Here is a 20,519-nt window from a genome sequence, read left to right on the forward strand (position 1 = left end):
ACGTCTTCTGTCATTCATCACAGTAATGCTTAAATTGTCATCTCTCTGTGGTAGATTCCTCGCGCATTTATGGGAATGCATAGTCACTTATTCTTCATTTATCTCTTTTGGCAAAAGTATTCAGCGACATGAAAAAGCAACGGAACGTGAACTTATTGTTGATGCTGGTGTTACTGGTGGCCGTCGGGCAGATGGCGCAAACCATCTACATTCCGGCGATTGCCGATATGGCAAAAGATCTGAGCGTCCGCGAAGGTGCAGTCCAGAGCGTGATGGCAGCCTATCTGCTAACCTATGGCGTTTCACAGCTGGTTTATGGTCCCCTGTCCGATCGCGTCGGGCGTCGTCCGGTCATTCTGGTGGGCATGAGCATTTTCATGGTAGCGACGATGATCGCCATTACCACTCACAGCCTGACCGTCCTGATTGCCGCCAGCGCCCTTCAGGGTGTGGGCACCGGCGTCGGCGGGGTTATGGCGCGTACCCTGCCGCGTGATATGTACCAGGGCACACAGCTTCGCCACGCCAACAGTCTGTTAAATATGGGTATTCTGGTCAGCCCGCTGCTGGCCCCGCTGATTGGGGGTCTGCTGGACACCGTCTGGTCCTGGCGCGCCTGTTATGCCTTCCTGCTGGTGCTGTGCATTATTGTCACCTTCAGCATGGGGCGCTGGATGCCGGAAACCCGCCCAAAAGACGCGCCGCGCACGAAGCTCATCGCCAGCTACAAAACGCTGTTCGGTAATGGGTCCTTTACCTGTTATCTGTTGATGCTAATCGGCGGCCTGGCGGGCATTGCGGTGTTTGAAGCCTGTTCCGGCGTGCTGCTGGGCGCGGGCCTTGGCCTGAGCAGTATGGTGGTGAGTATTCTGTTTATTCTGCCGATCCCGGCGGCGTTCTTCGGCGCATGGTTCGCCGGACGTCCGAACAAGCGTTTCTCCACCCTGATGTGGCAGTCGGTGATCAGCTGTCTGCTGGCCGGGCTGATGATGTGGATCCCGGGGCTGTTTGACGTGATGTCGGTCTGGACGTTGCTCATCCCGGCAGCGCTGTTCTTCTTCGGCGCGGGCATGCTGTTTCCCCTCGCCACCAGCGGCGCGATGGAGCCGTTCCCGTTCCTCGCAGGCACGGCAGGCGCGCTGGTGGGCGGTTTGCAGAACATCGGTTCCGGCGCGCTGGCCTGGCTTTCGGCTATGATGCCGCAGACCGGGCAGGCGAGTTTAGGCTTGCTGATGACCCTGATGGGGCTGCTGATTTTGCTGTGCTGGCTGCCGCTGGCGTCGCGTGTCTCGCATCACGAACAGCCGGTTTAACCGCATGATGGCCCGGCTTCTCGCCGGGCTTTTCACAGACGGGCGCAATCATCGCCTGCAATAGCCGCTCTGGGGCAGGCCGCCACGCCCCCTCTTCCCCGTCATAAAACTGAACATCGGCGTTTATCGCATACGGGATGTTGGCATGTTGCAGCTCGCACGCCATAAACGTGGCAAACGCCATCTGCGAGGCGGTTGGCGTCAGGCTTTTCGATTCGCCCACCCCCCAGCCGCCAACCCAGCTCACATGCCCGGTTTTTTGTTGCCAGTGCAGCGCGGCGTTGATTCGGTTACGGATAGCCGCTTTCTCAGCCGCAGTTCCGGACGTCCACGGGTATTTACCGTTCGTTTTCAGCGGACCCCAGGGGAAAATATGCCACTCCGCCAGCAGGTAATTCTGGCTGTGCGCGGGCAGCTTCAGGGTGGATAAATCCTCCGGCGCGGCGCGCAGACGAGGGGCGATAAAAATCATGCGGCTGGCATCAATGGCGTGAATGTCTTTGATCGCTTTCTCATACACCCGGTTGAGCGAAGCAACGTTGTGGTTGAGCTTGTCCGCCGGTTCGTAGATCAGGTCAAAGCCCAGCAACGGCGAGCGCTGACCAAAATAGTGCGCCACGGCAATCCACCAGTTAATCACCTCTTTTTCGGTATCCGCTTTCGGGTCGTTTTTATATTCATCGGCCTGATAAGCGATGATGGGGATGACGCCGTATTGCTCGCATGCCTCCACCAGCTTACGCAGGTGAATCAGCCGCGCTTCCGTCGGTTCGCCCGCCACCCGAATACGGACATGGTGTATGCCTTTCGCCTGAAAATCACGGACCACCAGCGGGTCGAATTCGCGGATACCGCGCTCGGTGCGTGCCCAGTCCACATCCATCCCGACGCCCAGCTGCTGCGCATAACGGGCAGCCGTCAGCGGCGGCTCAGCGGCAGTCGCCCAGCCGGAAGAGAGTAAGATCGCAGTGGCAATAAAAGGCTTTAACACGGTTTACCCTGAAAAATCAAAAGCATTACCTGTATTTAGCACGCTTTTTCACATTTGGTGTAGAGCGAAAGCGTAATAATTCTTCAACCCGCCAGCTCTCTTAGCCAGCCGATAAAGGCGTCAATTTTCGGCCACTGACGGCCGGGAAACGTTGAGACGTAATAATGCTGATGGCACTTGAGGGTTTCCCCATCAAAAGGTGCGATCAACTCCCCCCGTTCGAGACGTTTTTGCACCAGCCGCTTTCTCCCCATCGCCACCCCGACATTATTCATGGCCGCGATAATGGCTAAATCAGAACGATCGAAGCCAATACCCGATGATAACGGCATATTCACCGCGAAATGCTGCGCCCAGCTCAGCCACTCATCCGTACCGGAATCATTGCTCCAGGCCTGACGGTCGTGCAGTAACGTGCAGTGGCTGAGGTTATGGGGGTTTTTCAGCAGTTCATGCTCCCGGGCATACGCTGGCGAGCAGACGGGCAAAATCTCTTCATCCATCAAAAAGTGATGAGAAAGGTGGTTTGGCGGCGTATCGTCGAAATAGAGCGCCAGATCGATGCCGGTTCGCTGCATGTTGACGTAATCATTACCAGTCAGAATAGTAAGTGAAATCGACGGGTAGCGGCGGGTAAAATCCCCCAGCATCGGCACCAGCCAGCACTGGGCGATCGAGGGCCGGGAGTACACCGTTAGCGTACCTGACAGCGCCTGGTTTTTAATGTCCAGGATCTCCTGATTCAGGGTGTCGAGGGACGATTTCAGCGTCCAGTAAACGCGCTTGCCTTCCTGCGTCAGCTCCACTTTACGGTGTGAGCGGACAAACAGCTGAATGCCCAGCTCCTCTTCCAGCAGGTTAATGCGGTGGCTCACCGCGCTGGGGCTGAGCGACAGCTCCGCCGCCGCCAGGGCGAAGGACTCATGCCGGGCAGCCACTTCAAAGGTGTACATTTTCGACAGCTGCCAGCCGTTTAACAGCCGGTTTCTGCCTTCATTCGCATCGGTCATCACAATTCCCACACGTAATTTCTGCGTTCAGCATACCGCTCAAGAATGAATTTATGTGAACCAACGGCAAAATAAGTGCGCTTTTTAGAGTCCAGTCACTCAGTTGATCCAATCTGGCTCATCTGAACGCCAATTTATATCGTTTGTCAGCCCAAGCCGTTTTTTCGTCCAATATCCCCAGATGACATAAGGGTGAGGTGAGATATGGGATCTCAGGTCTGGGTTGTGGCAACGCTGCTTGTCAGCATCGTGTTGATTGTTTTAACCATCGTAAAACTGAAGTTTCACCCGTTCCTCGCGCTGCTGCTGGCAAGCTTTTTCGTTGGCGCGATGATGGGGATGAGCCCGCTGGATATGGTTAACGCCATTGAGAGCGGGATTGGCGGTACGCTGGGCTTCCTGGCGGCGGTTATCGGTCTTGGCACTATTCTCGGCAAAATGATGGAAGTCTCCGGCGCGGCAGAGCGCATCGGGATTACGTTGCAGCGCTGCCGCTGGCTGTCGGCGGACGTGATTATGGTCCTGGTCGGCCTGATCTGCGGCATTACGCTGTTTGTTGAAGTGGGCGTGGTACTGCTGATCCCGCTGGCGTTTTCCATCGCCAAAAAGACCAACACGTCGCTGCTCAAGCTGGCCATTCCGCTCTGTACCGCACTAATGGCAGTGCACTGCGTGGTGCCTCCGCATCCGGCCGCACTATTTGTCACCAACAAATTAGGGGCGGACGTCGGGACGGTGATTGTCTACGGTCTGGTGGTGGGCCTGATGGCGTCTCTGGTTGGTGGCCCGCTGTTCCTGAAGCTGCTCGGCAACCGTCTGCCCTATAAGCCGGTTCCGGCGGAATTTTCAGACCTGAAGGTGCGGGAAGAGCACACTCTGCCGTCGCTGGGCGCCACGCTGTTCACCGTGCTGCTGCCGATTGCCCTGATGCTGGTGAAAACCATTGCCGAGCTGAACATGGCAAAAGAAGGCTCGCTGTATACCCTGCTGGAGTTTATCGGCAACCCCATCACCGCGATGTTTATCGCCGTGTTTGTCGCCTACTACCTGCTGGGGATCCGCCAGCACATGGGCATGGGCGCAATGCTGATCCATACGGAGCACGGCTTTGGCTCTATCGCCAACATTTTGCTGATTATCGGTGCGGGCGGGGCGTTCAACGCCATCCTTAAAATCAGTGGTCTGGCGGAGACGCTGGCGCATATTCTCTCGAACCTGCATATGCACCCTATCCTTCTCGCCTGGCTGGTGGCACTGGTGCTGCACGCCGCCGTGGGTTCGGCAACGGTAGCGATGATGGGTGCCACGGCGATAGTGGCGCCGATGCTGCCGCTCTACCCGAACGTAAGCCCGGAGATCATCACCATTGCCATCGGGTCCGGCGCTATTGGCTGCACGATCGTGACCGACTCTCTCTTCTGGCTGGTGAAGCAGTACTGCGGCGCGACCCTGAATGAGACCTTCAAATACTATACGACGGCGACGTTTATCGCCTCGGTGCTTGCACTTGGCGGCACATTCCTGCTTTCTTTCATTATCTGAGCGCGAAGAGACGTATTATGGAAAACGCAACTATCACTACTTTAACCGCACAGTTTCCTCTGGTTGAGGATCTGATTGCCCTGAAAGAAACCACCTGGCTTAACCCTCGCACCACGACGCTGGCGGAAGGATTGCCGTATGTCGGGCTGACGAAAGCCGACGTAGACGACGCGCACGCGCGCCTGAAACGCTTCGCGCCGTATCTGGCGAAAGCGTTCCCGGAAACGGCGGCAACGGGCGGGATTATCGAATCCGACCTGGTCGCGATCCCGGCGATGCAGGCGCGGCTGGAGAAAGAATCTGCGAAGCCTGTTACAGGCACGCTGCTGCTGAAAAAAGACAGCCATCTGCCGATTTCCGGCTCGATCAAAGCGCGCGGCGGCATCTATGAGGTGCTGACCCATGCGGAGAAACTGGCGCTGGAAGCCGGGTTGCTGAGCGTTGAAGACGACTACAGCGTTCTGCTGGAGCCGCGCTTTAAGGACTTCTTCAGCCAGTACAGCATCGCGGTGGGCTCAACCGGCAACCTGGGGATGTCCATCGGCATTATGAGCGCACGCATTGGCTTTAAGGTGACCGTGCATATGTCCGCCGACGCCCGCGAGTGGAAGAAAGCCAAACTGCGCAGCCACGGCGTGATCGTCGTTGAATATGAGCAGGATTACGGCGTGGCGGTGGAGCAGGGACGCAAAGCGGCGGAAAGCGATCCGAACTGCTTCTTTATTGACGATGAGAATTCACGCACGCTGTTCCTGGGCTATGCGGTTGCTGGCGAGCGCCTGAAGGCGCAGTTTATCGAACAGGGCCGCGTGGTGGATGCCGATCATCCTCTGTACGTCTATCTGCCGTGCGGCGTCGGCGGCGGCCCCGGCGGCGTGGCTTTTGGCCTGAAGCTGGCCTTTGGCGATAACGTCCACTGCTTCTTTGCGGAGCCAACGCACTCACCGTGCATGCTGCTGGGCGTTTATACCGGGCTGCACGATGAAATCGCCGTGCAGGACCTGGGTATTGATAACGTGACGGCGGCGGACGGACTGGCGGTAGGACGTGCCTCCGGCTTCGTGGGCCGCGCGATGGAGCGCCTGCTCGACGGGTTCTATACCCTCTCCGATCAAAGCATGTACGACATGCTCGGCTGGCTGGCGCAGGAGGAAAGGATTCGCCTGGAGCCGTCGGCGCTGGCGGGGATGGCCGGGCCGCTGCGCGTCGATGCCGATGAGAACGTTACCCACCTGGTGTGGGCGACCGGCGGCGGCATGGTGCCGGAAGACGAGATGGCGAAATATTTAGCGAAAGGGAAGTAATTATGCCGGGTGGCGGCTGCGCCTTACCCGGCCTACAGGTGCAAAATTTGTTGAATGTGGGTTACCGCAAACAGCAGTGACAACGACAGCACGGCCAGGGCGATGAGGAACTTATCCCGCACCGCTTTCGGCTGCGCAAAGTCGTTCTGCGACACGTCCATCAGGTTACGGCTGCGGGTGTAGCGCCATAAAATGATGGCTACCAGCGCCAGCACAACAATGGAGATCCAGAATGGCGCCCCCGTGCGGTGCCAGTTGTGCTTAATGGCAAGAGCGATCAGCGCGCCATACCCCAGCAGCGTGCGCAGCCAGGCCAGCGAGGTTCGCTCTGGCTGAAGGCCGGGGTCCGCTTCCCGCCGCGCTTTGCGGCTATCCGGCATACAGCACCAGTAACATCACTACGCCCGCAACCATCAGCAAAATCGTACTGATAATGAGCAAGCCGCGCGTGTAGGGGAGATCCTGCTTCAGACGCATCGCCTTTTCATTTCTCAGCCAGCGCAGATAGCCATAAATCGCCAGCACGCCGGCAATCAGGCACAGCAGCAGGGCCAGCACTTCGCGAATCAACGGGGTGGCAAAATCGGGGGCGAGCTGATCAAGGCCGACGCCTGCGGCCAGAAAGCCCAGGGCGGTGCGGATCCACGCTAAGAACGTGCGTTCGTTAGCCAGTGAGAAGCGGTAGTCCGGTGCTTCACCGAGGCGGGAAATGTTCATGAAAGTTCCTTGTCGTGCTGCATGCAGGCTTCAGCATAGCGTAATTCAGCCACGACAAGGAGACCGGCATCAGGCGATGCCGGTCAGAAAGATTAGTGCAGCTCTGGCCAGTAATCTTTATTCGCTTCAATCAGATCGTCCAGAATCGCCTTCGCCACCGATGCGCTCGGTACGGTTTTCGACAGGGTAATCGCCTGCCAGAGTTTCTGATACGAGCGCTGCTCCCAGGCGTCCACCACCAGTTTTTCCACCGCCACCTGCTGGCTCATGAGTCCTTTCTGGAAGTGCGGAATATCACCCACGGTCAGCGGCTCCGGTCCGTTGTGGCCGACCAGACAAGGGATTTCTACCATCGCGTCAGCGTCAAAGTTATGGATAGCCCCATTGTTAGGCACAATCAGCAGCATGCGTTCCTGGGTGTTAAAGGCAATCGCGGTCGCCAGATCGACGATGTACGACGCATGTTCGTCAATTTCCAGTTCACCGGCAGAAGAATGACCGGCTTCGATAATCGCCCGACATGAACTGAATACATGCTTCTCACGGTGATCCATCACTTCATTGGCGCGGGTACGCTCCGGATTGGAATGGGCGACCACATAGTCCGGGAACAGGTAATACTTCAGGTAGGTGTTCGGCATGGTGTCCGGATCCAGCGCCTGTACGTCTTTGGCCTTGGCGAAGGTATCGTTCCAGCTCGCTTCAGTATGCACATCTTCCGAAGGCGGAACATAACCGTTTTTCGCCACGTATTCGCGCAGCTTCGGCATCAGATCGTTGCCGTTCTGATCTTCAATCGACGTCCACCAGCCGAAGTGGTTCAGACCGTAGTAGCGCACGCGCATCTCTTTGCGGTCTTTCAGGCCGACGATTTGCGCCATACGCCCTTCAATGCCGATCGGCATATCGCAGATGTTGAGGATTTTCGCGTTCGGACGCAGGCGGCGCGTGGCTTCCGCGACAATCGCCGCCGGGTTGGAGTAGTTCAACATCCACGCGTTCGGGGAGTACTGCTCCATGTAATCCACCAGCTCCAGCACGCCGCCGATGGAGCGCATGCCGTAGGAGATGCCGCCCGGCCCGCACGTTTCCTGGCCCAGCACGCCGTGGCGCAGCGGGATTTTTTCATCCTTTTCACGCATGGGATATTTGCCAACGCGAATATGCGCCATCACGAAATCCACATCGGTAAAGGCCGCTTCAGGATCGGTGGTGTAACTAAATTCAATCTCCGGCGCCTGCTCCTTAAGGATGATTTTACACGCCTCGGCGATGATCTCCTGACGTGCTCCGTCATTGTCATAGAACTTCAGCGCACGCAGCGGGAAACGGTCACGGTTGGCTAACAGCATCAGGACGATACCAGGCGTGAATGTACTGCCGCCGCCTGCAATAACAACTGAGAATTTTTTCATGATATAGCCTCTGTCAGAGTGGTTTGTTCGTTTGTTAAAGGGGTTTTCATCAGCGATTCCAGCTGGTCGCGCACCTGAGGAACGTGCAGACCGACAATCACCTGTATGCCGTTGCCGCGCCGCACCACACCGTGTGCGCCCAGGGCTTTGAAGACGTCATCGCTTTGGGTTTTCGTCATATCCACCAGGGCGATACGCAGGCGGGTGGCGCAGTTATTGATACTTTCGATATTCGCTGCGCCGCCGAGCGCCTGTAAGAACCCAGCGGCCTGTCCGACCTGCTGGCTGGCTGCCGCCGGGGCGGTGGTTTGCCCACGAGCGGCCTTATAGTCGGCTTTGCTGTAGAGCTTGATTTCGCTCTCTTCCCGGCCCGGCGTTTTGAGATTCAGACGTTCGATAAGCGTTCTGAAGACCACGAAGTAGATCCCGGTGAAGCAGAGGCCGATGCCAATCTGGGTGAATACCGTCGAGGCGTGGTTATGGAACATCGGGATCCAGTTTTGCGGCAGGAACTGGTCCAGCAGACCGCCGCCCATGTTCCCCACCACCCCGAAGATATACATCACCGTCGCCATCGTTGCGGCCAGCACGGCGTGGATGGCAAACAGCAACGGCGAGATAAACAGGAAGGTGAACTCCAGCGGTTCGGTAATGCCCACCAGCACGGCGGTAAGCGTGGCCGGGATCAGCAGACCTGCCACTTTGACGCGGTTCTCCGGCGACGCGGTATACCAGATAGCCAGCGCAATACCGACTGAGCCAAACACCTTAGAGTTGCCGTGCAGCGCGAATCCGCCCTCCGGGAACAGCGTTTTCAGCGGCACAGTGCTCTGGCTGAATTCCTGAAGGTGCTGTGCCCAGTAGACCTGAATGCCGCCTTCTACCGCAGCCGGGCCGAAGATAAACGGACCGTAGACAAAGTGGTGTAATCCGGTTGGGATCAGAATGCGTTCCAGGAAGGTATAAACCCATACGCCCAGCGCGCCAGCGGTACGTAGAAAGGCCTGCAACGACTCAATGCCCATCTGCACTTTCGGCCAGCCCAGCAGCGTCAGCCAGGCGCAGGGGATCATCACGAAGAACGCGAGGATAACGACAAACGAGGTGCCCTGGAAAATCCCCAGAAAGACCGGCAACGGCTTGTCGAAAAATCGGTTGTGGATGGCGGTGACGAGCCCGGAAATGATAATCGCCCCGATGATGCTGGTATCAAGCGTTTTGATTCCGGCAATCATCGCCAGCCCGCTGCCGGCAGTGGGTTCAGCAGAGAAGTCGACGCCAAAGAAGTGACCCCAGGTCATCCCCATCGCATTGATAAAATAGTTCCAGGTCAGAAAGCTAATCAGCACCGCCAGACAGGCGCGGCCCTGCGCCTGCTTTGCCAGGCCAATCGGTAAGCCGACAGCAAAAATCAGCGGCATATTACGGAACACCGCCCAGCCGCCCTCTTCGATGATGTGAACAATTTGCGCGAACAGATTATCAGGCGCGGTTAAGGCCTCACCGACAAACAGCGGATTGCGAAGCATGATGGCGATCCCAACCACGATCCCGGCAAAGGGAAACAGCAAAACCGGGGTGAACATGGCGCCGCCAAAACGTTGTATTTGACTGAGCATTTTTAAATCCTCATGAAACAACCTGTAGGGGATAGAGGCCTTTATGGTTTTTTACTGGCCTGAGGTGAGCATAAGAAGTTACTGATGCGGGAACATGGCGTGCCGCTGCGATTCGTGATCGCATTCATGGTTTTAATTTGACCAATCAGGTCTACTTTTTAAACTAAACATGGACAAGTTAAGACGTATTCCACGCCATGATGTGCGCAGAGAGGTCTACTGGTGATCTACAAATCAATTGCCGATCGGCTACGGCTGCGGCTGAATTCTTCGGACTACAACATTGGCAGTCCGTTACCCGGAGAAAAAGCGCTGGCAAAGGAGTTTGGCGTAGCCCGGATGACCGTCCGCAAAGCGCTGGATCTGCTGGTAAGCTGGGGGCTGGTTGAACGTCGACACGGTAGCGGGACGTTCGTGGCGCGCAAAGACGTTCATCATGAAACGACTAACCTGACTGGGCTGGTGGAGGTATTGCGCCAGCAGGGGAAAGAAGTGCAAAGCAAGGTGTTGCAGTTTGAAGTGATGCCCGCGCCGCCCGCCATCGCCAGCCAGCTGCGGATTCAGGTTGATGAGCGGATCTATTTTTCAAGGCGGGTGCGTTACGTGGACGGAAAACCGCTGATGCTGGAGGACAGCTTTATGCCGGTGAAGCTGTTCCGCAATCTTTCCCTGGCGCATCTCGAAGGGTCTAAGTTTGATTACATCGAGAAGGAGTGTGGGATCACCATCAGCGGCAACTACGAGAGCCTGACGCCGGTGCTGGCAGATAAACAGCTGGCCGGTTATATGAATGTGCCGGAACAGACGCCGCTGCTGCGCATCACTTCCCTTTCCTACAGCGACAGCGGCGAGTTCCTCAATTATTCCGTGATGTTCCGGAACACCAGCGATTACCAGGTGGACTACCATCTGCGGCGCATCCACCCGGAAGACTTATTAGCCCATCCCCCAGAATAGCACCGCCAGTAGCTGCGGGGTGATGATGCGCAGAAACATCACCAGCGGATAAACCGTGGCGTAGGATAACGCCGCCGCGCCGCTGGTGGCGTGCAGGTTATTGGCGAACGCCAGCGCGGGCGGATCGGTCATGGAACCGGCCAGCATGCCGCACAGCGTGAGATAGTTCATTTTAGCGAACATACGCGCCAATAATCCGACAGTTATCAGTGGGATAGCGGTAATAAATATGCCGTATCCTACCCAGCTCATCCCTTCGCCGTTCACCAGAGTATCGACAAAATCGCCGCCGGATTTCAGCCCCACCACCGCCAGAAACAGCACGATGCCCAACTCCCGCAGCGCCAGGTTAGCGCTCGGCGGCATAAACCAGTAGAGCTTACCGATGGAGCCGATACGCCCGAGGATAAGCGCCATAATGAGCGGCCCGCCTGCCAGACCCAGCTTCAGTGCTACCGGGAAGCCGGGCACGTACAGGGGGATGGAGCCAAGCATGACGCCAAGCCCGACGCCGATAAAGACCGGCAGCATCTGCACCTGCTGGAGTTTTTGCTGGGCGTTGCCCACCATGTCCGCTACGGCATCAATAGATGAAGGACGCCCGACAAGGTTGAGAATATCACCGAATTGCAGGCTGGCATCCTGGCTGGCCACCAGCTCGACACCGGCGCGGTTAAGCCGGGAGATCACCACGTCATAACGCTCTTTAACCTGCAAATCGCGTATTTTCTTGCCCAGAACCTTCTCATTGGTCACTACCACGCGCTCCACGCGCATGTCCGTTCCACGGGTTGAGAGTGAGGTATCCACCTCCTGACCGATCACCAGCCGGGCATTGTTTAAATCCGCCGGTTGCCCTACCAGATGCAGGAGATCGCCGTGCTGAATAAGGGTATCCGGTGAAGGCACCATCAGCGTGTCATCACGTTTCAGGCGGGAACAGATAATGGTCGCGCTGTTCAGAATGGGAACATCCTGAATCGCCATATTGTTCAGATTAGGGTTTTCGACGCGAATGTTGATGGTTTTAATGAGCGCATGGCCGTTGGTCAGCGTGCTTTCATGCTCCTTCGCCTCCTGTCCAACGTTAACGCGGAACAGCACGCGCACCAGCCACATCGAGAGCAAAATACCGCAAATGCCAAACGGATAGGCCATGGCGTAGCTCATCCCCATCTGATCGACGACATCAGCAGGGATACCCAGATCGCGCAGAATTTGCTGGCCCGCCCCGAGCGCGGGCGTATTCGTGACGGCGCCGGAGAAGATGCCCAGCACGACGGGCAGCGGAATAGCGAAGAGTTTATGCAGGATCGCGGTGACCAGCCCACCCATCACAACAATGCCGAAGGCAAAGAGATTAAGGCGTAAACCGGAGACGCGCAGGGAAGCGAAGAAGCCCGGCCCCACCTGAATACCGATGGTATACACAAAGAGGATCAGGCCGAACTCCTGGATGAAATGCAGCATATCGGCGCTGAGCACCCACCCAAGCTGGTCGGCAAAATGGCCGACAAAAATCCCGCCGAACAGCACCCCGCCAATCCCAAACCCGACGCCGCGGATTTTGATATTCCCCAGCCATAGCCCCACTACCGCGACAAGGGCCAACACGCTGACGGTTAACGCGATATCACTCATGTTCCACATCCTGTGTATAACCTTAGTTATGATAAGGATTCTCTCAGAACTGGCGGCGGTTGTATGGGCGATGGCGCACATAAAAGCCGAAGGTAAACGCAAAACGGTCACCCGAAGGTGACCGTTTTTAGTGTTTGCACCCTCTCCCACAGGGAGAGGGTCGGGGTGAGGGCACCAGCCCGCACACGATTAGCTATTCAACGCCGGGCGTTCGCTAATGGCGATGCGCTGAGGCGCAATGGCTTCCGGCACGTTACGGGTGAGGTCAATGTTCAGCAGCCCGTTAGTGAACGTCGCGCCAGAAACTTCCATATGGTCTGCCAGGGTAAAGCTCAGGCTAAACGGCTGAGTGACAAGCCCCTGATGCAGCCATTTGGTCTCGGTGTCTGGTTTTTCCGGTGACCCTTTCACGGTCAGGCGCGCACCCTCAAGCTGGATGTCGAGATCTTCCTGGCGGAACCCGGCCAGCGCAAGCGTGATGCGGTAGTGGTTATCATCGCTTTTTTCGATGTTGTACGGCGGAAAGGTCTGCTGTTCGGTTGCGCTTTGCAGCGCGTTAGCCAGTTTGTCAAAACCGATCCACTGACGCAGCAGGGGGGAAAAATCATAGTTACGCATACTAAATCTCCTTCTGAGAAGCGAGTTCGGCACAGTTTAATTTTGTGCACAGTTGTACCTGCAAACCCTTGCGGATTCGCATATGCTCCCTTTACGGCAAGCAATTTCAGGTGGGCCGCAGCCGCGACCCGCTTAATTAATTGATTTCGATACGACGCGGTTTTTTCTCTTCCGGAATCACACGTTCCAGTTCGATAAACAGCAGGCCGTTCACCAGGTTCGCGCCCTTGACGTGGATGTTCTCAGCCAGCTGGAACTTGCGTTCAAAGTTACGCTCTGCGATACCCTGGTAGAGGTAGGTTCGTTCTTTCTGCTCGCCCGCATGGGAGCCTTTCACCACCAGCAGATTGTCCTGCGCGGTGATCTCCAGTTCGCTCTCCGCGAAACCGGCAACAGCAATCGCAATGCGATAGTGGTTTTCGTCAACCAGTTCAACGTTGTAAGGAGGATAGCCGTTGCTCTGGCTCTGGTTGTTTTCTAAGTGGTTGAACAGACGATCAAAACCAATGGCAGAACGGTATAGCGGAGAGAGATCGAAATTACGCATAGATAAATGCTCCTGAAATCAGCGAGAAAATGTAGCCTTCCACCATGGACAGGCTTCTGCTTCCCCGAACACCCATCAGGCGTGTCCGTTATCGGGTTACATTCTTAAAATGGGTATGGATACGGCCTTTTCAAGCCTGTTGATGTGAGATTTTTTTGCACTTTGCTGGTTGTCGCATAGACTCAGGGGCACAGCACAAAGGGTTAAATTGCGATGGCGACCACAGTGCGGGAGTTTGGAGCTATCCATTTTGGACGCGCCTCGCTATAACCCTGAGTTGCAGGTCAATGCCGTGCTACTAATGATGACTGAGTGATGATGAGAAATGTTCTGATTAAGCTGGCGACGTTCAGCGGGGTTGTTTTACTTTGCGGGTGTTCGAGCGTGATGTCGCACACCGGCGGTAAAGAAGGAACATATCCGGGGACGCGCGCCAGTGCCGCAATGATCTCTGATGATGAGACAAACTGGGGTACCAAATCTCTGGCGATTCTTGATATGCCGTTTACGGCGGTTGCCGATACGCTTTTGCTGCCGTGGGATATGTTCCGCACCGACAGCTCAGTGCGTTCGCGCGTTGAGAAAAGCGAGCAGGAGACGCTGGCAACCAACTCCGTCATCCCGCCCGCAGCGATGCCTCCACGCTAATTCTGTGCGGTTTCCGTTAGCCACAGCTGGCGGAAACCGTCCTTCTCTTCCATCCATGTAATAAATCGTCCGTCCGGGGAAAACACCACAGCGTCAGCAGACGGCGGATTGCCGTGATCGGAGGTCAAAAACGTCACCTCACCGGTCTGCGCATCGCAGCAGGCAATACGGCTTTCGAGCACAAACCCAAGTGTGCGGCCAGAAGGATGCCAGTTAAAAGCCGACTGAATATCACGCTCAGTGTGGGTCAGCTGGCGCGGCTCGCCGCCCTCAGGGGAGATAAGCCACAGCTGCACAACGCCGTTATCGTCCCGCATTAAAAACGCGACCTGCGTCCCCTGTGGATTGCTGCGCACCCAGTGGCGCGGCACGTTCACCAGCCCCGGATACGCCTTCTGATGGGTGAAGGTAAGGCGGCGTTGCATGACGCCCGCAGGCGGCGCGGGCATTGTATCCGGCGTTCCCTGCAACGGCGCATCGCCCGCTCGTTTCCAGCCCTGCTCGTCTTTGGGAAGATTGACAATAAACAGTTCGGGCACTTTCTCGCCTTTCGCAGACACCGTATCGCCGATAAACGCCAGCCTGTCGTTGCCCACCCAGCCCTCTTCATAGGCGCGGTTGATCTCATCGCTGCCCGGTTTCGGGTTCGGCGTTGTCCGGCTTACCAGTACGCTCCAGAAGGTTCCGGCATATTCCCGCGGATGGTTCCCCTGTGGGTTTACCGGACCACAAGGCGCCGCCACCCCGACGTTACGCAAATCCAGCTGCGGATCGCGCGCGTGCAGCACATGGTCGTTATAGGTAAAGCTGACGAACTGCCCGTTCGGGCTAAAAACGTGAACGTGGGTGCCGCCACGCAGCGCACCTGCCGTGTAAGGCGCAGTGATATCCATCGCATCAAGATTGCTCACCTGACCATTGTGCGCAATCACCCCCTGACGATGGTGAAAATCATACTGCCAGTCTGCATCCGGGTTTTTCGGGCCGTGGATAAAAACATATTTGTCCTGCGCCGGATGAACGGTTACCACGCCAACATGCGCGCCGTCAGTCGCACGGTAGATCGCCTCAACCTCGCCCGTACTAACATTGACCCGCTCAATGGTTTCACCGGTAAACGACGCGCCGGACGGGCGGACATCATAGACAAGCCACTGGCTGTCTGGCGTCCAGGTGTTGATGTTGGTGAGCTGGTGGTTGCGGGAAGCGAAGGTGATTTGTTTCATGAAAATACCCTGATGCGCGGTTATCGCATCAGGGTAAAACATCCGAAGGGATTAGCCTACTCGTTTCACGTCGCCGACCAGCAGGATGTAGGAGAGCGCCCCGATCAGCGCCACGGCAGAGATATACACCAGCGCCGGACCAAAGCCGTAGTCCTGCGCCAGGTAACCGATGACCAGCGGCACGGTGATCCCGCCCAGGCCGCCAACGAAGTTAAACACGCCGCCGGTCAGGCCAATCAGACGCATCGGCGCCAGCGACGACACCAGCGACCAGGTGATGGAGGCAAAACCGTTCCCGAAGAACGCTACCGCCATCAAGGTCATGATCCACACCGGATCGTTGGTGTAGTTCGCTCCCATGATGCAGGTAGAGATCAGTAGGCCGCAGATAATAGGCGTTTTACGCGCAACGCCCAGTGAGAAGCCTTTTTTCACCAGTTTGTCCGCCAGCCAGCCCGAGAGCAGGACGCCGAAAAACGCCGCAAGGAAGGGTACGGTGGTCATAAAGCCCGCCTTCAGCGCGGTAATCCCTTTTTCCTGGGTCAGATAGTTCGGGAACCAGGTGAGGAAGAACCACAGCGTGGAAGTCACCGCGAACTGGCCCAGATATACGCCCACCAGCTTACGGTGGAAGACCAGCTTCCAGTCCGCTCTGGTCAGCGGCTGGCGCGCCTCTTTTTTCACGGGCGCATCGCCGTCCACCAGGCCACCGCCGTCGCGGATGTAGTCCAGTTCGGCTTTGGTGATGCTTTTGGTCAGGCGCGGCGGCTGATAGACCTTAAACCAGATTAACGACCAGATAATGCCGATCCCGCCGGTGACGATGAACACCCAGTGCCAGCTCAGTAGCTCCTGGATCCAGATTAACAGCGGCGTCAGAAATGCCAGGCCAACAAACTGCCCGGAGGTGTAAAAACCAACAGCGGAAGCGCGTTCGTGTTCCGGGAACCAGCTGGTCACCATGCGGTTGTTGGTCGGAAACGCGGGCGCTTCAAACACCCCGGTGATGGCGCGCAGGCCAATCAGTGACATCAGCCCGGTGGCGAAGCCCTGGAACAGGGTCGCCACGGACCAGCCAAAAATAGCGATAAAGTAGGTCAGACGCGACCCCACGCGGTCAAGGAACCAGCCACCCGGGATCTGGCAGAGCGTATACAGCCAGGCAAACGCCGAGAAGACGTAGCCCATTTCCGCTTTGGTGATGCCAAACTCTTCCTGAATATGAGCCGATGCCACGGCAAGGTTGGCGCGGTCGACATAACAGATGACCACGGTAATAAAGATCATGATAAGCGTCAGGTAACGACGACGCCCGGTTTTTGCAGCAGTAACTGGAATATCCATCGCAATCTGTCTCCAGATTTTGGGCATAGCGAAGCCGCTCACCATGCCCTGTAGTTTACAGAGGGTGTATTTGTTTTTTTTAATTAAAAACGTAAACGGAATGCGCTAAATAATTTGTGCTGGGGGAAGGCGGCAAGTTTTCGCATCCCCGGGAGCATACAAAAGTATGTGACCGGGGTAAGAAAACGCAGCCAACGCATCACCAGCGCGAAGTATGACGCGCATTTACCACTCGGCTACGGAACCGTCTTCATGACGCCACAGTGGGTTACGCCAGTCCGGCGCACTTTTACTCAGCTCAATGACTTTGGCTTCGTCGATCTCCACGCCAAGGCCCGGCTTCGTTAACGGTTTAAAGAAACCGCCTTCCATGCTGAAGTCTTCCTTGTTTTTCACAAAGTCGAGCAGCTCCGCGCCCTTGTTATAGTGAATGCCCATGCTTTGTTCCTGGAACACCGCATTGCGCGAGACGAAGTCGACGTGCAGGCAGGCCGCCAGCGCAATTGGCCCAAGCGGACAGTGCGGGGCCAGCGCCACATCGTAGGCTTCTGCCATTCCGGCAATTTTGTAGCATTCGGTGATGCCACCCGCGTGGGAGAGGTCCGGTTGCAGGATCGCAATGCCGCCCGCTTCCAGCACGCGTTTGAACTCGAAGCGCGAGAACATACGCTCACCCGCGGCGATAGGAATATGGGTCTGTTCAGCCAGTTTTGGATAGTATTCCGCCTGCTCGGCCAGCACCGGCTCTTCGATAAACAGCGGGCGATACGGCTCCAGCTCTTTAATCAGCACTTTGGCCATTGGCGCGCTAACGCGGCCGTGGAAATCCAGGCCAAACTCAATCTCGTTGCCGAAAGCCTCGCGGATTTGCGCCACGGTATTCACCGCCCGGCCTACCGCGCGCGAGTTGTCGATAACGCCCATCTCTTCGCAGCCGTTGAGTTTGAAGGTGTCAAAACCGATGTTGCGCAGTTGCCGGATACCGTCGATCACTTCCGCAGGGCGGTCACCGCCCACCCAGCTGTAGGCTTTGATTTTGTCGCGCACCAGGCCGCCCATTAATTGCCAGACCGGGGCATTCAGCACTTTGCCTTTGATATCCCACAGCGCCTGATCAATACCGGCGATGGCGCTCATCAGGATCGGACCGCCACGGTAAAATCCCGCCCGGTACATGACCTGCCACAGGTCGTTGATGCGCGCCGGATCCTGGCCAATCAGGTATTCGCCCAGCTCGTGAACCGCGGCTTCAACGGTGCGCGCACGGCCTTCAATCACCGGCTCGCCCCAGCCAACCACGCCTTCGTCGGTTTCGATTTTCAGGAACATCCAACGCGGGGGTAAACGGTACGTGGTGAGTTTGGTTATTTTCATTGCACTGCCTCTCGATACGCTTTCACAAATGCTGCCGCCTGCTGTGCGGTACGCTCAACGGGCTGTCCGGCACGATAGAGATCGCTGCCCAGCCCGGCGCCCACACAGCCCGCTTTTATCCACTGCACCAGGTTTTCCGGCGTGACGCCGCCCACGGCAAAGACCGGCACGCTGGCGGGTAAGACCGCTTTCAGCGCTTTGATGTAATCCGGACCAAAGGCCGACGACGGGAAAATTTTGAGAGACTGTGCGCCTGCATCGAGGGCGGCAAAGGCTTCTGTAGCCGTGGCGCAACCCGGGCAAACGGTCATGCCGTACTCCACCGCCCGGCGGATCACCTCGGGGTTGATATTCGGTGTGACGATAAGCTTGCAGCCCATCTTCGCCAGTTCATCCACCTGCTCCGGCTGTAATACGGTACCAGCGCCAATCAGCGCCTTATCACCAAACGCCTTCACAATTGCCGGAATGCTTTTTTCCCACTCCGGGGAGTTGAGCGGGATTTCCACCGCGTCGAACCCGGCGTCGATCACCGCGCCAACGTGCGCTAAGGCCTCACCGGGCGTGATACCGCGCAAAATCGCGATCAGGGGAAGTTCAGTTTGCCACTGCATGAGCGATGCTCCTTATGCCTGCCTGAAATGCCGTGTCGCCTTCCACCGCAGCAACATCCCGTCCGATAGCGTGGAACGCCTGGCGGTAACGAGACGTCAGCGATGAACCCGCGACGAGCGTGATGGCCTGCTGCCCGGCGAACGCGTCGCTCAGGGTGGCGACCTCTGCGCCAATCAGCAGGCCGGACAGAAATTCGCTGACCTGTTCGCGCGGAAGATTTCCCAGCACGTGCGAGGCGCGAACCTCAAAAAGTTGCGGCAAAACGGCAGGGGATGCGATCCCGCGCTCCAGCCCGGCGGCAAACGCTTCCGGCGAAGGGGTCTGCTCCGGCAAACCGGCCCCCACCAGCGAGTGCTTAAGCAGCAAGTGGTGCAATTCGCCGGTCATTACGGTGCGAAAGTCATGAATTTGCTCAGCATCCGCCTGGACCCATTTGCAGTGCGTCCCGGGCATGACGTAGACAGAAGAAGGAGAAAGCGTGCGCGCCCCGAGCAGTTGCGTCTCTTCACCGCGCATCACGTTATGGTTATCGTCGCGAGAGACGCATAAACCGGGGATAATCCAGACATTGTCGCCAACGGACGTTAACTGCTCGCCAACGGCAGTGAAATGCACCGGAACCGACAGATAAGGCGCAACCTTCCAGCCTACGTTACTGCCGACCATTCCGGCCATCACCACTGGCGTAGTACCGTCGCGCCAGTTTTGTGTCACCTCTGCTAACACCGCTGCTGGGGATTTACCGTTCAGGCGCGTCACACCTGCTTCTGATTGCCTGCGTTCCAGGCACTGCTCACCCTGGTAGAGCCAGGCGCGCAGATTGGTCGATCCCCAGTCAATTGCGATGTAGCGTGATGTCATGTGATTTCCTTCAACCTTCGTGTCGAGCTGGCGATCATGGTCAGCGCCGCCTGCTCTGCCGCATCGCCGTCCTGATGCCGTATCGCATCGAACAGCGCTTTATGTTCCTGAAGCGTTTTCGGCATGTTGGCCTCATCGCCCATCCAGGTACGTTCAAATACTGCTCGCTGTAGCGAGCTGATCGCCACGCTAAGCTGCTGTAACACCGGGTTATGCACCGACTGCAATACCGCCTCGTGGTAGCGAATGTCCGCCTCGTTGAACGCCTCCCGATTCTGGTTATTGGCGATCATGTCGTTTAAAGCCGACTCAATCTGTGCCAGGTCACCTGACGTTGCGCGCTCAGCCGCCCAGCGGGCAATGGCCGGTTCCACCAGATTTCGGACTTCGCTCATCGCGCCGATAAGCCGTGGGTCGTAGTCGTTTTCCAGTACCCATTGCAGAACATCGGTATCGAGGTAGTTCCACTGGTTACGCGGCGCCACAAACGCGCCGCGATAGCGCTTCATTTCAATTAGCCGCTTCGCCATCAGCGAGCGGAACACTTCCCGGATGATGTTGCGCGAGGTTTCAAACTCCTCGCACAGTTCCGCCTCTGCTGGCAGCGGCGAACCGGGAACGTATTTGCCACCCACAATCTGAGTGCCCAGCGTGATGACAATGCGATCGGTTTTATTGAGTGTCATGGAGAGTCCTTGTGCTCTGTAAGTCCATCACTACTTTACCGCGACCGCTGAATTTCGCCTCACTTTTGCAGTACAAACGTGAGGCCTTTCG

The 20,519-nt window shown here is 57.0% G+C and carries 19 protein-coding genes, 1 pseudogene and 1 other annotated feature; of the genes and pseudogenes, 5 read left to right on the forward strand and 15 right to left on the reverse strand.

The window, feature by feature from the left end:
- The first annotated feature begins 128 nt into the window (after positions 1 to 128).
- On the forward strand, positions 129 to 1,313 hold the full coding sequence (emrD, locus tag CU081_RS03505) for a multidrug efflux MFS transporter EmrD (RefSeq protein ID WP_003861070.1): 1,185 nt from the start codon (positions 129 to 131) through the stop codon (positions 1,311 to 1,313).
- Here the strand turns inward: emrD and CU081_RS03510 are convergent.
- Together CU081_RS03510 and dsdC are read right to left on the reverse strand one after the other, a co-directional pair.
- Positions 1,219 to 2,304 (reverse strand): annotated as a pseudogene (locus CU081_RS03510) (cellulase family glycosylhydrolase); the annotation flags it as partial. The gene emrD and the pseudogene CU081_RS03510 sit on opposite strands and share 95 nt — an antisense overlap.
- A gap of 83 nt (positions 2,305 to 2,387) precedes the next feature.
- Positions 2,388 to 3,314 carry a DNA-binding transcriptional regulator DsdC gene (dsdC, locus tag CU081_RS03515; protein WP_058647440.1) on the reverse strand — a complete coding sequence of 309 codons (927 nt, stop codon included), beginning with the start codon at positions 3,312 to 3,314 and terminating at the stop codon, positions 2,388 to 2,390.
- A 204-nt stretch (positions 3,315 to 3,518) separates the two neighbouring features.
- Here dsdC and dsdX point away from each other — a divergent pair, with 204 nt between their 5' ends.
- Both dsdX and dsdA read left to right on the forward strand, forming a co-directional pair.
- A complete protein-coding gene (gene dsdX / locus CU081_RS03520) occupies positions 3,519 to 4,856 on the forward strand; it encodes a D-serine transporter DsdX (protein WP_003861075.1) in 1,338 nt (445 codons plus the stop codon).
- Positions 4,857 to 4,873: 17 nt separating this feature from the next.
- Positions 4,874 to 6,160: a D-serine ammonia-lyase gene (dsdA, locus tag CU081_RS03525; RefSeq protein WP_022650093.1), complete on the forward strand. Its 1,287-nt coding sequence runs from the start codon at positions 4,874 to 4,876 to the stop codon at positions 6,158 to 6,160.
- Between the two features lie 32 nt (positions 6,161 to 6,192).
- Here dsdA and CU081_RS03530 read toward each other — a convergent pair whose 3' ends face one another.
- The 4 genes from CU081_RS03530 to CU081_RS03545 all read right to left on the reverse strand — a co-directional run bounded on the left by CU081_RS03530 (position 6,193) and on the right by CU081_RS03545 (position 9,911).
- Positions 6,193 to 6,540, reverse strand: a complete 348-nt coding sequence (locus CU081_RS03530; RefSeq protein WP_022650092.1) for a DUF202 domain-containing protein — start codon at positions 6,538 to 6,540, stop codon at positions 6,193 to 6,195.
- On the reverse strand, positions 6,530 to 6,877 hold the full coding sequence (locus CU081_RS03535; protein ID WP_003861080.1) for a YidH family protein: 348 nt from the start codon (positions 6,875 to 6,877) through the stop codon (positions 6,530 to 6,532). Before CU081_RS03535 ends, CU081_RS03530 begins: the two co-directional genes overlap by 11 nt.
- 92 nt (positions 6,878 to 6,969) lie before the next feature.
- Positions 6,970 to 8,292 carry a 6-phospho-alpha-glucosidase gene (locus CU081_RS03540; protein ID WP_003861082.1) on the reverse strand — a complete coding sequence of 441 codons (1,323 nt, stop codon included), beginning with the start codon at positions 8,290 to 8,292 and terminating at the stop codon, positions 6,970 to 6,972.
- Positions 8,289 to 9,911, reverse strand: coding sequence for an alpha-glucoside-specific PTS transporter subunit IIBC (locus CU081_RS03545; protein ID WP_022650091.1), 1,623 nt, complete (start codon positions 9,909 to 9,911; stop codon positions 8,289 to 8,291). Before CU081_RS03545 ends, CU081_RS03540 begins: the two co-directional genes overlap by 4 nt.
- A 222-nt stretch (positions 9,912 to 10,133) precedes the next feature.
- On the opposite strand from CU081_RS03545, the gene CU081_RS03550 reads away from it, so the two are divergent.
- On the forward strand, positions 10,134 to 10,868 hold the full coding sequence (locus CU081_RS03550; RefSeq protein ID WP_003861087.1) for a GntR family transcriptional regulator: 735 nt from the start codon (positions 10,134 to 10,136) through the stop codon (positions 10,866 to 10,868).
- Here CU081_RS03550 and CU081_RS03555 read toward each other — a convergent pair.
- From CU081_RS03555 to ibpA, 3 genes are all read right to left on the reverse strand, one after another.
- A complete protein-coding gene (locus CU081_RS03555; protein WP_022650090.1) occupies positions 10,848 to 12,509 on the reverse strand; it encodes a putative transporter in 1,662 nt (553 codons plus the stop codon). The two genes, CU081_RS03550 and CU081_RS03555, sit on opposite strands and share 21 nt — an antisense overlap.
- 189 nt (positions 12,510 to 12,698) lie before the next feature.
- Positions 12,699 to 13,127, reverse strand: coding sequence for a small heat shock chaperone IbpB (ibpB, locus tag CU081_RS03560; protein WP_003861091.1), 429 nt, complete (start codon positions 13,125 to 13,127; stop codon positions 12,699 to 12,701).
- A gap of 136 nt (positions 13,128 to 13,263) precedes the next feature.
- Positions 13,264 to 13,674: a small heat shock chaperone IbpA gene (gene ibpA / locus CU081_RS03565; RefSeq protein ID WP_003861094.1), complete on the reverse strand. Its 411-nt coding sequence runs from the start codon at positions 13,672 to 13,674 to the stop codon at positions 13,264 to 13,266.
- Positions 13,668 to 13,742: a sequence feature (ROSE (Repression Of Heat Shock gene Expression) occurs in the 5'-region of heat shock genes and acts as an RNA thermometer to modulate expression.), on the reverse strand. It overlaps the preceding gene by 7 nt.
- Positions 13,743 to 13,989: 247 nt before the next feature.
- Here ibpA and CU081_RS03570 point away from each other — a divergent pair.
- The gene (locus CU081_RS03570) at positions 13,990 to 14,322 is read left to right on the forward strand and encodes a YceK/YidQ family lipoprotein (RefSeq protein ID WP_003861096.1); all 333 of its coding nucleotides are present in this window, start codon (positions 13,990 to 13,992) and stop codon (positions 14,320 to 14,322) included.
- On the opposite strand, the gene CU081_RS03575 is transcribed toward CU081_RS03570, so the two are convergent.
- The 6 genes from CU081_RS03575 to dgoR all read right to left on the reverse strand — a co-directional run bounded on the left by CU081_RS03575 (position 14,319) and on the right by dgoR (position 20,428).
- Complete coding sequence (locus CU081_RS03575; RefSeq protein ID WP_022650088.1) at positions 14,319 to 15,548, reverse strand: DUF3748 domain-containing protein; 1,230 nt, start codon at positions 15,546 to 15,548, stop codon at positions 14,319 to 14,321. The genes CU081_RS03570 and CU081_RS03575 overlap by 4 nt on opposite strands.
- Positions 15,549 to 15,599: 51 nt before the next feature.
- Complete coding sequence (locus CU081_RS03580; RefSeq protein ID WP_015570129.1) at positions 15,600 to 16,937, reverse strand: MFS transporter; 1,338 nt, start codon at positions 16,935 to 16,937, stop codon at positions 15,600 to 15,602.
- Between the two features lie 180 nt (positions 16,938 to 17,117).
- Positions 17,118 to 18,266 carry a galactonate dehydratase gene (dgoD, locus tag CU081_RS03585; protein ID WP_022650087.1) on the reverse strand — a complete coding sequence of 383 codons (1,149 nt, stop codon included), beginning with the start codon at positions 18,264 to 18,266 and terminating at the stop codon, positions 17,118 to 17,120.
- A complete protein-coding gene (locus tag CU081_RS03590; protein ID WP_003861105.1) occupies positions 18,263 to 18,880 on the reverse strand; it encodes a 2-dehydro-3-deoxy-6-phosphogalactonate aldolase in 618 nt (205 codons plus the stop codon). The genes dgoD and CU081_RS03590 overlap by 4 nt, the downstream gene beginning before the upstream one ends.
- Positions 18,864 to 19,742, reverse strand: a complete 879-nt coding sequence (locus CU081_RS03595; RefSeq protein WP_022650086.1) for a 2-dehydro-3-deoxygalactonokinase — start codon at positions 19,740 to 19,742, stop codon at positions 18,864 to 18,866. The genes CU081_RS03590 and CU081_RS03595 overlap by 17 nt, the downstream gene beginning before the upstream one ends.
- Entirely contained in the window at positions 19,739 to 20,428 is a 690-nt protein-coding gene (gene dgoR / locus CU081_RS03600; RefSeq protein WP_003861109.1) for a D-galactonate utilization transcriptional regulator DgoR, read from the reverse strand. Before dgoR ends, CU081_RS03595 begins: the two co-directional genes overlap by 4 nt.
- Between the last annotated feature and the right edge of the window lie 91 nt (positions 20,429 to 20,519).

Source organism: Enterobacter sp. CRENT-193 (assembly GCF_002787395.1).
GTDB lineage: Bacteria > Pseudomonadota > Gammaproteobacteria > Enterobacterales > Enterobacteriaceae > Enterobacter > Enterobacter hormaechei_C.

Excerpts from the sequence above, each read along its gene's own strand:
- CU081_RS03540 (WP_003861082.1), bottom strand. The coding sequence starts at position 8,292 with ATGAAAAAATTCTCAGTTGTTATTGCAGGCGGCGGCAGTACATTCACG.
- dgoR (WP_003861109.1), bottom strand. The coding sequence starts at position 20,428 with ATGACACTCAATAAAACCGATCGCATTGTCATCACGCTGGGCACTCAG.
- CU081_RS03545 (WP_022650091.1), bottom strand. The coding sequence starts at position 9,911 with ATGCTCAGTCAAATACAACGTTTTGGCGGCGCCATGTTCACCCCGGTT.
- CU081_RS03535 (WP_003861080.1), bottom strand. The coding sequence starts at position 6,877 with ATGAACATTTCCCGCCTCGGTGAAGCACCGGACTACCGCTTCTCACTG.
- ibpB (WP_003861091.1), bottom strand. The coding sequence starts at position 13,127 with ATGCGTAACTATGATTTTTCCCCCCTGCTGCGTCAGTGGATCGGTTTT.
- dsdX (WP_003861075.1), top strand. The coding sequence starts at position 3,519 with ATGGGATCTCAGGTCTGGGTTGTGGCAACGCTGCTTGTCAGCATCGTG.
- dsdA (WP_022650093.1), top strand. The coding sequence starts at position 4,874 with ATGGAAAACGCAACTATCACTACTTTAACCGCACAGTTTCCTCTGGTT.
- dsdC (WP_058647440.1), bottom strand. The coding sequence starts at position 3,314 with ATGACCGATGCGAATGAAGGCAGAAACCGGCTGTTAAACGGCTGGCAG.
- CU081_RS03530 (WP_022650092.1), bottom strand. The coding sequence starts at position 6,540 with ATGCCGGATAGCCGCAAAGCGCGGCGGGAAGCGGACCCCGGCCTTCAG.
- CU081_RS03580 (WP_015570129.1), bottom strand. The coding sequence starts at position 16,937 with ATGGTGAGCGGCTTCGCTATGCCCAAAATCTGGAGACAGATTGCGATG.
- CU081_RS03590 (WP_003861105.1), bottom strand. The coding sequence starts at position 18,880 with ATGCAGTGGCAAACTGAACTTCCCCTGATCGCGATTTTGCGCGGTATC.
- CU081_RS03595 (WP_022650086.1), bottom strand. The coding sequence starts at position 19,742 with ATGACATCACGCTACATCGCAATTGACTGGGGATCGACCAATCTGCGC.
- CU081_RS03555 (WP_022650090.1), bottom strand. The coding sequence starts at position 12,509 with ATGAGTGATATCGCGTTAACCGTCAGCGTGTTGGCCCTTGTCGCGGTA.
- CU081_RS03570 (WP_003861096.1), top strand. The coding sequence starts at position 13,990 with ATGATGAGAAATGTTCTGATTAAGCTGGCGACGTTCAGCGGGGTTGTT.
- dgoD (WP_022650087.1), bottom strand. The coding sequence starts at position 18,266 with ATGAAAATAACCAAACTCACCACGTACCGTTTACCCCCGCGTTGGATG.
- ibpA (WP_003861094.1), bottom strand. The coding sequence starts at position 13,674 with ATGCGTAATTTCGATCTCTCTCCGCTATACCGTTCTGCCATTGGTTTT.
- emrD (WP_003861070.1), top strand. The coding sequence starts at position 129 with ATGAAAAAGCAACGGAACGTGAACTTATTGTTGATGCTGGTGTTACTG.
- CU081_RS03575 (WP_022650088.1), bottom strand. The coding sequence starts at position 15,548 with ATGAAACAAATCACCTTCGCTTCCCGCAACCACCAGCTCACCAACATC.